Below are 11,068 nucleotides of genomic sequence, written 5' to 3'. Positions count from 1 at the left end.
GCAGTATTTTCGTTATATTCTTATATTTAATTAATTAATTAATGAAAATTAAACCTCTTTTTTTTTGTTCTTTATTATATTCAAGTTTTTTTTATTCTCAAGTTGGAGGTGAAGAAGTGTATCAATTTTTGAATTTATCTACATCTGCAAGACAATTGGCTTTGGGAGGTGAAGTTTTAAATTTGATGGATGATGTTAATCAGCCAATATGGAATCCTTCTGTTATTAATGAAGATTTGGATAGCAAACTTTCAGCAAATTATTCTAGCTATTTAGCAGGAATTAGTATAGGTTCGTTGTCATATGCAAGACAAATTTCAAGAAGATTTGGTACTGTGCATGGAAGTATAAAATATCTAGATTATGGGACTTTGATTGGTGCTGATGAACAGGGAAATGAAACTGGAAATTTTAGTGCAAGTGATATCGCTTTATCTTTTGGTTATGCATTGAATTTACCTTGGACTAATTTCTATTTTGGATCAAATTTTAAAATTATAAATTCAAATATTAGTACATTTTCTTCAGTTGGAGTAGCTTTTGATTTTGGTATTTTATATTTCAATCCTTATAAAACATTTTCTTTTACTTTAGTTGCTAGAAACTTCGGTTCTCAAATAAAAGCATTTGATGGCATAAGAGAAAAGCTACCTTTTAAGTTAGCTTTAGGGGCATCTTATCAACTTAAATATGTACCTTTAAAATGGTATTTTACTCTTGATAATCTTCAACAATGGGATGTATCTGTTCCTAATCCTTCTGAAGCGACAACAGATATTGAAGGTAATGTTACTGAACAAAAAATTGGATTTATAGGAAATGCCTTAAGACATTTTGTTATCGGAGCTGAACTGTTTCCTGAAAGTGCTATTAATTTGAGGTTAGGGTATAATTTTAGGAGAGCAGCTGAATTAAAATTACAGAATGTAAGAACTTTTGGTGGGGTTTCTTTTGGTTTTGGAATAAAGATGAATAGAATGAAATTTAATTATGCTTATTCTAAATTTCATTCGGCTACAAATGCAAGCACCTTTAGTTTACAATTTGATTTAGATAGAAGATAATGAAGAATAAAATTACAATTGCAATAGATGGTTTCTCATCAACTGGAAAAAGTACAATAGCAAAATTACTTGCAAAAAAATACAACTATGTTTATGTAGATACAGGAGCAATGTACAGAGCTGTTACTTTATTTGCAAAACAAAATAATTATGTAGGTGAGGGTTACCTTAAAAAAGAAGAATTGATTAAAGAATTAAATTCAATTTCACTTTCTTTTAAGTTTAATAAAGATTTAGGTTTTGCTGAAATGTTATTAAATGGAGTTAATGTTGAAAAAGAAATCAGAACATTAGAAGTTTCTCAATTGGTAAGTAAAGTCGCTGCAATTTCTGAAGTTAGAAAAAAATTAGTAGCAGAACAGCAATTAATGGGAAAAGAAAGAGGTATTGTTATGGATGGTAGAGATATTGGTACTGTTGTTTTTCCTGATGCTGATTTAAAATTATTTATGACTGCTTCTGCTGATAAAAGAGCCACAAGACGTTATAAAGAATTGATTGGTAGAGGAGATAAAGTGAATTTTGACGAAATCCTTTTTAATGTTCAGGAAAGAGATAGAATAGATTCTACAAGAAAGGATTCTCCTTTAGTTAAAGCAGATGACGCTATTGAATTTGATAATTCTGATATGGGAATTCAAGAACAATTTGAGAGAATTTGTTCTTTAGTTGATAGAAAACTTCAAGAGATCTAAAAGTTTACAAACAAGTCTAGCCCTGATTGAAGCATTTGTTTGAGCTCTTTTTTATTCTTTTTCAGAATAAAAAAAGCGAGTGCGAAAAGCAGGAAATAGCTTCAAAAAAAATTAAGGAATATTCAAATATTTATGTGTTTGTAAAGAAATCTTCCATTTAGGATTTTTCATTACATAATCTACAATTTGTTCCGTCATTTTTTCTTTTTTACTCCATTCTGGTTGCAAAAATAATTGACATTTTTTACCCACTTTTGCAGCTTGTTCTTCAGCAAAATCAAAATCTGATTTATTATGGATAATCATTTTTAATTCATCAGCTTCTCTGTAATTTTCTGTTAAAGGCAATTTGGTTTTTTTAGGAGATAGACAAAACCAGTCCCACTTTCCAGAAAAAGAATATGCACCAGAAGTTTCAATATGAGTTTTAATATTGTTTTCTAACAACAAATTTGTAATATAATCCATAGACCACATTAATGGCTCACCACCAGTAATTACTACAGTATCTGCATATTTTTTTACATTATCAACTATAGTATCAGCTAAAGTTGGTGGATGCAAATCAGCATTCCAACTCTCTTTTACATCACACCAATGACAACCAACATCACAACCACCAACTCTTATAAAATAAGCAGCAGTTCCTGTATGAGAACCTTCTCCTTGAATGGTGTAAAACTCTTCCATTAAAGGAAGCATTATACCTTTATCTACTAATTCTTTTGTCTCTTTATCCATCATTTACTTTCTTGCAGCAACTACTTCTATCTCAATTTTTGCACCTGCAACTAAATTGGCTGCAAATGTAGTTCTTGCAGGTAAATTTTCCTTGAAAAATGTGCTATAAATTCCATTCATTTTAGAAAAATTATCAATATTAGAAAGTATCACTGTACATTTTATTACATCATTTAGAGTTAAATTGTGATGCTTTAAAACAGCTTCAATATTTAGCAAAGCTTGTTTGGTTTCTTCTTTAATTCCACCATCAACTAGTTTTCCTGTTTTATGATTTTTTCCAATTTGACCCGTTAAAAAATACAAATTATCAACTTGTACAGCATCAGAAAAAGGTGCATTTTGTCTGCTTTGTTCGTGAGATTTATGATGTTTTATTGTTGATGTTGATTTGTTTTTGCATCCAAAATTCATCAGAATAAAAAAAAGAATGAAAGTTTTTAAGATTGATTTCATAAAGTTTTGATTTTCAGTATAAATATAATTAGATTAAAATATGTAAGACATGAATATCACAGATTTACACTGATAGATATATAGGATCTTTAATTTTCTATTTCTTGAAGAGATTTTTAAAATAATCAATTAAAAATAAGCTAGATCTCTCATAATCTTCTCTTTTCTTATCTAAGTTTCCAGATAAATCATTTTTTTCTTTTTCGGTTTGTAATTTATAATTCCAATATAAAAAAACAAAAAAGACTATTATTAAAAGTAAAATAAATAGTTCAAACATATTTACAAATATAATCACATTTTAAAACAATTATTTTATTTGTAAGTAATTAAAAATCAAGGAAATTTTGTACATTTGCACTCCTTTTTACGAGAACAGATTTGTAAAAGGAATAAAAGATAATTATTTTTAAAAACATCTCTTTGCGTTTTAATCGTTAAAAATCTGTAAAACAATAAGATACAAATTATTTTTAGACATATGTCTGAAGAAACAAAAAACACTGAAGAGCAAATAGTTGCTGCTGAAGTACAAGAAACAGCTACTGAAGCTGTTACAGAAACAGTTGAAGAAACTGTAAATCCAGAACAATTTTTAGCTGATTTTAACTGGCACAAATACGAAGAAGGTATTGATGAAGTTGATGAAGAAAAGTTAAAAGAGTTTGAAGAGGCTTTAAAAGGAACCATCGGTTTTGTAAATGAAAGTGATGTAATTGAAGGGAAAGTTATCAGAATTACAGATAGAGATGCAATTATTGACATCAATTCTAAATCTGAAGGCGTTATTTCTCTAAACGAATTTCGTTACAATCAAGGTTTAAAAGAAGGCGATACAGTAGAAGTATTAGTTGATAAAAGAGAAGATTCTTCTGGTCAATTAGTATTATCTCACAAAAAAGCGAGGGTAATTAAAGCTTGGGAGCGTGTTAACAATGCTCATGAAACTGGTGAAGTAGTTAACGGTTTTGTAAAGTGTAGAACTAGAGGTGGTATGATTGTAGATGTTTTTGGAATCGAAGCATTCTTACCAGGTTCTCAAATTGATGTAAAACCAATTAGAGATTACGATCAATACGTAGAGAAAACAATGGAGTTCAAAGTTGTAAAAATCAACCACGAGTTTAAAAACGTTGTTGTATCTCATAAAGCACTTATTGAAGCTGATATTGAATTACAGAAAAAAGAAATTATTGGTCAGTTAGAAAAAGGACAAGTATTAGAAGGTGTTGTTAAAAACATTACTTCTTATGGTGTATTTGTTGATTTAGGTGGTGTTGATGGTTTAGTACATATTACAGATTTATCTTGGTCTAGAATTAATCATCCAAATGAGGTTGTTGAGTTAGATCAAAAATTAAACGTTGTAATTTTAGATTTTGATGATAATAAATCTAGAATCCAATTAGGATTAAAACAATTATCAGCTCATCCTTGGGAAGCTTTAAACGCTGATTTAAAAGTTGGTGATAAAGTAACTGGAGAAGTTGTTGTTTTAGCTGATTATGGTGCATTTGTAGAAGTAGAACAAGGAGTTGAAGGATTAATTCATGTTTCTGAAATGTCTTGGTCAACACACTTACGTTCTGCACAAGATTTTGTAAAAGTTGGAGATAAGGTTGAAGCTCAAATTTTAACTTTAGACAGAGAAGATAGAAAAATGTCTCTTGGAATTAAACAATTACACCCAGATCCTTGGACAGATATCACTACTAAATACCCAATTGGTTCAACGCACACAGGTACTGTAAGAAATTACACAAATTTTGGTGTATTTGTTGAGTTAGAAGAAGGTATTGATGGTTTAGTTTATATTTCTGATTTATCTTGGACAAAGAAAATTAAGCATCCATCAGATTTTGTAACTGTTGGTCAACAATTAGAAGTGCAAGTATTAGAATTAGATGTAGAAAATAGAAAATTAAATTTAGGTCATAAACAAACTCAAGATAACCCTTGGGATGCTCATGAAGCTACATTTAAAATAGGTTCTACTCATACAGGTACTGTTAAAGATAAAAATGATAAGGGTGCTGTTGTAACTTTTGAAGGTGATGTTGAAGGTTTTGCACCAAGCAGATTTTTAGATAAAGAAGAAGGTGGTAAACTTGCAAAAGGTGATACAGTAGACTTTATTGTTTTAGAATTTTCTAAAGAATACAGAAGAATAGTTGTATCTCATACTTCTATATTTAGAGAGCAAGAAAAGAGAAATATAAAAGCGGCTGCTAAAAAATCTCAAGATGCTGAAAAAACTACATTAGGTGATATTGGTGGTCTTGCAGCATTAAAGAAAAAAATGGAAGCTGGTAACAAAAAGTAATATTTTTTACTAGTTGATATTTATGTGACGTCCAGAAATAGCGTTACAAAATTAATAATTTAAAGGCAGTGATTTTTTATCACTGCCTTTTTTTTCTAAAGAATTTAATCATTATTATTTAGGTTCTACAATTAAAAAAACAGCTGTAGAATCACCAATATTTATAGCTTTATGCCATTCAATTTTTTCTTTGTAATAATTATATCCTGTAGGCACATCTACTTCACGTGTTCCTTTTGCATCGGTTATTCTAAATTTACCACCAGATAATGTGTATCCAAAATGAGATGCATGGAAATGTTTTTCATGCCCAATTCCTGGAGGAAAAACACATTTTAAAGTTCTAATTTTATTATTTTCTTCTAAAATGGTACAAACTTTTTTACCTTTCCAACCTGCTTGTAAAGGGTCTGCTAAATTATTTTTTTGAGTACATGATAGAATTTGTACAAGAAGTAAAATAAAAAAGAATAAAAGTGGCAATTGTTTCATTATGATAAGTTTGGTTAGTTGTAAAAATTTTGTTCATTTGGTAAAAAAGTACAAATTACTATTAGATGTTAATCTAATAGAATATCAATTTCGTTATCAATCTCATTAATCATCTTATCTACTAACTTGAGAGATTCATTTACATTTTCTAAATAATCAGTTGTTATAACAATTTTATTTTTTAAAGCGTTGGTTAATTCTAATCTGTTTTTTGGCTTCTCAAGTTCTTTTAATATATATTGTTGAACCTCTTCATCCTTAAAAAGTAAATTTTCATCTTCAACAAACTCAAATAAATCAATTTCTGAATATTTATTTAAAGTTTTATACACTTCACCATAAAATACTTGACTCTGATTTACTTTAAAAACGTTTTCAATTTCGTCTGTATACAAGTAAAAATCAATAATATTTAAAACTAAACTATCGTTTTCAATTAACGAAACTTGTCCTGAAGAAAGTAATTCTCTATAAGTATTATCAATGTTTGGGTAGCTATCAGAACGCATTAATTTGTTAATCTTTAATGATAAGCTATCTATACTTGTATAACTCATACTTTGTTTAAAATCGAGTAAAATATTTTTAGCTGTGGTTAGCGTTTCAGTATAATATTCCTTTAAATTTAAAAGACCATCTTTTTGATTAAACATATCATTGGCAATATTATCAAGATACCAAATCTCTTTTTTGGTTTCTGCTCTTTTTTGGTTCCAATTGCTAAATTGAAGTGCCAGAATTATCCCAATAACAACTAGCAAAATTTCACCAACAGCATAAGCTAAATACTTACTTACTCTATTTTCTTTTATAAGTTTTTGTCTTAATTTTCTAAATAAATGAATCATAGAATTTATATTGTAGTTTTTAAAGATACTAAAAATGGAAATTATTCTAAATGATTATATTATAATGACCAAGAAAGGTAAGAACTAATACTAATAATTTTAAAAAAAATCAATCGAAAAAAATTATATTTGCTAACAAATAAAATATCCCAATGACATTAATAAAATCAATATCAGGCATTAGAGGAACAATTGGTGGTAAAACTGCTGATAATTTAACGCCTGTTGACGCTGTGAAATTTGCCTCTGCTTATGGAGCATTCATTAAGAAAAGAAACGAAGGAAAGAAAAAAATAAAAGTAGTAATTGGTAGAGATGCTCGAATTTCTGGTAAAATGATATCGAGTTTGGTAGCCAATACTTTAGTAGGTTTAGGAATCGATGTTGTAGATTTAGGTTTATCAACTACTCCAACAGTTGAGGTTGCTGTGCCTTTAGAAAAAGCTGAAGGAGGTATTATTTTAACAGCTTCACACAACCCGAAACAATGGAATGCTTTAAAGTTATTAAATGAAAAAGGTGAATTTTTAAATGGAGAAGATGGAGAACAAATTTTAGCTTTAGCAGAAAGTGAAGATTTTACCTTTGCAGAGGTTGATGATTTAGGCTCTTACAAAAAGAACAAAAAATATTTAAAAAAGCACATTAAAGAAGTTTTAAAGCTAGATTTAGTAGATGTAAAAGCGATTAAAAAAGCAAAATTTAAAGTAGTTGTAGATGGTGTAAATTCTACTGGTGGAATTTTTATCCCAGCTTTGTTAAAGAAATTAGGGGTAAAATGTATTGAATTGTATTGTACACCAAATGGACAATTTCCTCACAACCCAGAACCTTTAAAAGAGCACTTAACAGATATTTCTGAATTGGTAGTTAAAAAGAAAGCTGATTTTGGAATTGTAGTTGACCCAGATGTTGATAGACTTGCAATTGTATCTGAAGATGGTTCTATGTTTGGTGAAGAATATACATTAGTAGCCTGTTCAGATTATGTTTTAGGACGTCTAGGAGGAGGAAATACAGTTTCTAATTTATCATCTTCTAGAGCCTTAAGAGATGTTACCGAAAAACATGGTGGTACTTATACAGCTTCTGCAGTAGGAGAAGTAAATGTGGTCATAAAAATGAAAGAAACTAATACTGTAATTGGTGGAGAAGGAAATGGAGGAATTATTTACCCTGCTTCACATTATGGACGTGATTCTTTAGTTGGTGTTGCTTTGTTTTTATCACATTTGGCACATAAAAAAATGTCTTGTAAAGAATTACGCGATTCTTATCCAAGCTATTTTATGAGTAAAAATAAAATTCAGTTAACGCCAGAAATTGATGTGGATACTATTTTAGAAACCATGGCTACAAAGTATGCTAATGAAGATGTAAATACAATTGATGGTGTAAAGATCGATTTTGCTGAAGAATGGATTCACCTTCGTAAATCGAATACAGAACCAATTATTAGAATTTATACAGAAGCAAAATCTCAAAATGCAGCTGATGTATTAGCAGAGCGTTTTATTACAGAAATAAAAGACATAGCAGGTATTTAATAAACCTTATTGTAATTAAAATAAAAAAGTAGGCTATTGCCTACTTTTTTTGCTCTTGTCTTTTTTTCATGATTTCTTTCCATTCTTCAAAACGATCTTTGTGCTTAAAACGCTTGTGAGACCATAAATAAAACTCTGGCTGTTCCTTTACATTTCTTTCAGTAATTTTTAAGAACTTTTCTGTAATGTCATAATCTTTAAAATCATTCGGATTTTCAGCAATCAATTCAAAATCAGTTTCATAATAGCCGCGTTTTATTTTTTTTGCTCTGTAATTTATTACGACTAAATCGTGTTTTTTAGCTAACATTTCTGCTCCTGTATGCACAGGCACTTTTACTCCAAAAAATTCTGCCCAATGAAATGTTTTTTCAACATGAGGAGATTGATCACTCAATAATATATAAGAACCTTGAGTTTTGGTTTTAAAATTTTGCTTTATTAATTTTATAAAATTAGCAGTAGTTGCACCAACAACACCAAATTTCTCTCTATTTTCTTTAAGCGTTTTCTCAAAAGTTTCGTTTCTTAATTTGTTGTAGGCTCCGAAAACGTTACCATCTATAACTAATGGTAAACTAAAAGACCACTCCCAATTTGCTAAATGTGCACTTACTAAAGCAACGCTTTTTCCTTCTTTTACATATTTATTAACTAGTTCAGGGTTTTTATAAGTATATCTTTTTAAAATTTGTTTTTCTGTGATGGCAAAAGATTTTAAACTTTCTGCAATCATATCTGTAAAATGCTTGTAAAACTTCTTTGCGATTAATTTTCTTTCTTTATCAGTTTTTTCAGGAAAAGCTACAGAAATATTTCCCATAATTACTTCTTTTCTGTAGCCAAATATATAATATACTAAAAAAAAGAGAAAATCGGATATAAGATATAAGAGAAACATTGGTAATCTAGAAATCAACCAAATTAAAGGGTAAGTAAGATAAAACACAATTGAATTCATATACTTTATATTTAAATGCAAATATCGTATTTCTGTTTTAAAACCTTTATTTTTTAGATTTTTTTGCAGCTTTTAAAGTTTTCCATTCCTCAAACCTGTCTTTGTGTTTAAAACGTTTATGAGACCACAAATAGCATTCAGGCTGTTTTTTTACAGTTTCTTCGGTTAGCCTTATGTAAGCATCAGTAATTTTATAATCGTCAAAATCTTTAGGATTTTCTGCTATTAATTTGAATTCAGTTTCATAAAAACCTCTTTTTACTTTTGTAGTATCACAATATACTACTGCTAAATTAAATTTTTTAGCCAATGTTTCTGCACCTATATGAAATGGCACTTTAATACCAAAGAACTTTTGCCAATATAAAGTATGTTCTAATTGAGGAGATTGGTCGCTAATTAATAAATAAATACCTTGTTTTTTATTTTTATAATCTTTTAAAATAGCCTTAACTGTTTTAGAAGATTCATAGCAAACAAACCCAAAACGTTCTCTAGATTGTTTTACAATTTTATCAAAATATTTATTACCTATACTTGTATAAGCTCCATTTACTTTACTGTCTAAAACCAAAGGAGAGTTAACAGACCATTCCCAATTTGCATGGTGTGCACTTACAAAAGCAATACTTTTTCCATCCTTTAAAAGATTATTTACGAGTTCAGGGTTTTTGTATTTGTAGCGTTTTAAAATTTCTTGTTCACTAATAGAAATTGCTTTAATAGTTTCTATAAATAAATCTGTAAAATGCTTAAAAAAATAGCGTGCAATTTTTTTTCTATCTTCAATACTTTTCTCTGGAAAAGCCAATTTTAAATTTTCTAAAACTACTTCTTTTCTATATCCAATAACATAATATATCAACAAGAAAAGTATATCTGATTTTATATTTAAAACTTTCATAGGTAGCCTAGAAAACAACCAAAAAAACGGATATGTAAATACAAAAACTAAAAATTGCATGTTCTAATTTTAGAGTACAAATATCAATATTTATATTTAAAATGAGATAGGTAAAACAAAGAGATTTCCTATTTTTGTGTTATGCTACAAGACATAAATCCTATAGTTTTAGTAATTATTATTGTAAATGTATTATTCTCTTTAAAGGGGTTTGATGACTATTCTTTTTTAGATAAATACAAATTTCAAGTAAGTAGAGTTAAGGGTGATGAAAAAATAAGAATGCTTACTTCTGGTTTTTTACATGTAGATTGGATGCATCTTATTTTAAATATGTATGTTTTTTATATGTTTAGTGGTATTGTAATATCAATACTTGGTAGCCTAAACTTTTTGATTATCTATTTTGGGAGTTTGTTAGCAGGTAATTTTTATGCTTTATATTACCATAAAGATGAACCTTATTATAGTGCAGTTGGTGCTTCTGGAGCAGTTTCTGGTATTGTGTATGCTTGTATTTTATTGTATCCAGGTATGAGTTTGTATTTGTTTTTTATACCAATTCCTATACCCGCATTTATTTTTGGAGTAGGGTATTTATTATATTCTATTTATGGGATGAAAAAACAATTGGGTAACATAGGTCATGCAGCACATTTAGGAGGAGCTATTGGAGGTTTTGTTTTGACACTTTTAATAAACCCTGTTTTATTTAAAACAAATACCTTATTTGTATTAATGTTGTCAATACCAATCGTTTTATTACTTCTTTTTGGTGATAAATTAAAAAACCTTTAAACAAAAAAGACTTTATTAAATAAATAATAAAGTCTTTAGAGCGAAAGACCAGGTTCGAACTGGCGACATTCAGCTTGGAAGGCTGACGCTCTACCAACTGAGCTACTTTCGCATGGTAAAGAGTCGTAAATATAAATTCATTTTTGTTTTTTACAATGAATTATTTTTAAAAATAATATTTAAAATTGTAAAGTCTTTATCTTTAATCGATAAGAATTTTAGAAAACTAGTACAAACAA

Annotated in this window: 11 protein-coding genes and 1 tRNA gene; 5 read left to right on the top strand and 7 right to left on the bottom strand. The window is 28.6% G+C overall.

What is annotated here, in order from left to right; translation table 11 throughout:
• Positions 1-41 precede the first annotated feature (41 nt).
• Positions 42-1,064 carry a type IX secretion system protein PorQ gene (gene porQ, locus BTO18_RS06070; protein ID WP_105015373.1) on the top strand — a complete coding sequence of 341 codons (1,023 nt, stop codon included), beginning with the start codon at positions 42-44 and terminating at the stop codon, positions 1,062-1,064.
• The gene (gene cmk, locus BTO18_RS06065) at positions 1,064-1,759 is read left to right on the top strand and encodes a (d)CMP kinase (protein ID WP_105015372.1); all 696 of its coding nucleotides are present in this window, start codon (positions 1,064-1,066) and stop codon (positions 1,757-1,759) included. The genes porQ and cmk overlap by 1 nt, the downstream gene beginning before the upstream one ends.
• Before the next feature lie 111 nt (positions 1,760-1,870).
• Here the strand turns inward: cmk and BTO18_RS06060 are convergent, their stop codons facing one another.
• Positions 1,871-2,500: a 7-carboxy-7-deazaguanine synthase QueE gene (locus BTO18_RS06060; RefSeq protein ID WP_105017515.1), complete on the bottom strand. Its 630-nt coding sequence runs from the start codon at positions 2,498-2,500 to the stop codon at positions 1,871-1,873.
• A gap of 3 nt (positions 2,501-2,503) precedes the next feature.
• Entirely contained in the window at positions 2,504-2,956 is a 453-nt protein-coding gene (locus BTO18_RS06055) for a RidA family protein (protein ID WP_105015371.1), read from the bottom strand.
• Positions 2,957-3,437: 481 nt separating this feature from the next.
• Here BTO18_RS06055 and rpsA point away from each other — a divergent pair, with 481 nt between their 5' ends.
• Positions 3,438-5,279, top strand: coding sequence for a 30S ribosomal protein S1 (gene rpsA, locus BTO18_RS06045; RefSeq protein ID WP_105015369.1), 1,842 nt, complete (start codon positions 3,438-3,440; stop codon positions 5,277-5,279).
• Positions 5,280-5,393: 114 nt separating this feature from the next.
• Here rpsA and BTO18_RS06040 read toward each other — a convergent pair whose 3' ends face one another.
• Both BTO18_RS06040 and BTO18_RS06035 read right to left on the bottom strand, forming a co-directional pair.
• Positions 5,394-5,771 (bottom strand): cupin domain-containing protein, encoded by a 378-nt coding sequence (locus BTO18_RS06040; protein WP_105015368.1) that lies wholly within the window; start codon positions 5,769-5,771, stop codon positions 5,394-5,396.
• Positions 5,772-5,839: 68 nt separating this feature from the next.
• Positions 5,840-6,619, bottom strand: a complete 780-nt coding sequence (locus BTO18_RS06035) for a DUF6090 family protein (protein WP_105015367.1) — start codon at positions 6,617-6,619, stop codon at positions 5,840-5,842.
• 152 nt (positions 6,620-6,771) lie between these two features.
• Here BTO18_RS06035 and glmM point away from each other — a divergent pair, with 152 nt between their 5' ends.
• On the top strand, positions 6,772-8,166 hold the full coding sequence (gene glmM, locus BTO18_RS06030; RefSeq protein ID WP_105015366.1) for a phosphoglucosamine mutase: 1,395 nt from the start codon (positions 6,772-6,774) through the stop codon (positions 8,164-8,166).
• Positions 8,167-8,206: 40 nt separating this feature from the next.
• Here the strand turns inward: glmM and BTO18_RS06025 are convergent, their stop codons facing one another.
• A complete protein-coding gene (locus BTO18_RS06025) occupies positions 8,207-9,127 on the bottom strand; it encodes a lysophospholipid acyltransferase family protein (protein ID WP_105015365.1) in 921 nt (306 codons plus the stop codon).
• 46 nt (positions 9,128-9,173) lie between these two features.
• Entirely contained in the window at positions 9,174-10,091 is a 918-nt protein-coding gene (locus BTO18_RS06020; protein ID WP_105015364.1) for a lysophospholipid acyltransferase family protein, read from the bottom strand.
• Between the two features lie 81 nt (positions 10,092-10,172).
• Here BTO18_RS06020 and BTO18_RS06015 point away from each other — a divergent pair, with 81 nt between their 5' ends.
• Positions 10,173-10,829 (top strand): rhomboid family intramembrane serine protease, encoded by a 657-nt coding sequence (locus BTO18_RS06015; protein ID WP_105015363.1) that lies wholly within the window; start codon positions 10,173-10,175, stop codon positions 10,827-10,829.
• 39 nt (positions 10,830-10,868) lie between these two features.
• Here BTO18_RS06015 and BTO18_RS06010 read toward each other — a convergent pair.
• Positions 10,869-10,941 (bottom strand) — tRNA-Gly (locus tag BTO18_RS06010).
• Positions 10,942-11,068: the final 127 nt, after the last annotated feature.

Origin of the sequence: Polaribacter porphyrae (assembly GCF_002954685.1) — a bacterium.
In the GTDB taxonomy this organism is placed as follows: domain Bacteria; phylum Bacteroidota; class Bacteroidia; order Flavobacteriales; family Flavobacteriaceae; genus Polaribacter; species Polaribacter porphyrae.
This window is presented reverse-complemented; position numbering and strand designations above follow the sequence as displayed.

Bases quoted from the DNA above. Each gene is read 5' to 3' on its own strand.
- porQ (WP_105015373.1), top strand. From the start codon at position 42: ATGAAAATTAAACCTCTTTTTTTTTGTTCTTTATTATATTCAAGTTTT.
- cmk (WP_105015372.1), top strand. From the start codon at position 1,064: ATGAAGAATAAAATTACAATTGCAATAGATGGTTTCTCATCAACTGGA.
- BTO18_RS06060 (WP_105017515.1), bottom strand. From the start codon at position 2,500: ATGGATAAAGAGACAAAAGAATTAGTAGATAAAGGTATAATGCTTCCT.
- BTO18_RS06055 (WP_105015371.1), bottom strand. From the start codon at position 2,956: ATGAAATCAATCTTAAAAACTTTCATTCTTTTTTTTATTCTGATGAAT.
- rpsA (WP_105015369.1), top strand. From the start codon at position 3,438: ATGTCTGAAGAAACAAAAAACACTGAAGAGCAAATAGTTGCTGCTGAA.
- BTO18_RS06040 (WP_105015368.1), bottom strand. From the start codon at position 5,771: ATGAAACAATTGCCACTTTTATTCTTTTTTATTTTACTTCTTGTACAA.
- BTO18_RS06035 (WP_105015367.1), bottom strand. From the start codon at position 6,619: ATGATTCATTTATTTAGAAAATTAAGACAAAAACTTATAAAAGAAAAT.
- glmM (WP_105015366.1), top strand. From the start codon at position 6,772: ATGACATTAATAAAATCAATATCAGGCATTAGAGGAACAATTGGTGGT.
- BTO18_RS06025 (WP_105015365.1), bottom strand. From the start codon at position 9,127: ATGAATTCAATTGTGTTTTATCTTACTTACCCTTTAATTTGGTTGATT.
- BTO18_RS06020 (WP_105015364.1), bottom strand. From the start codon at position 10,091: ATGCAATTTTTAGTTTTTGTATTTACATATCCGTTTTTTTGGTTGTTT.
- BTO18_RS06015 (WP_105015363.1), top strand. From the start codon at position 10,173: ATGCTACAAGACATAAATCCTATAGTTTTAGTAATTATTATTGTAAAT.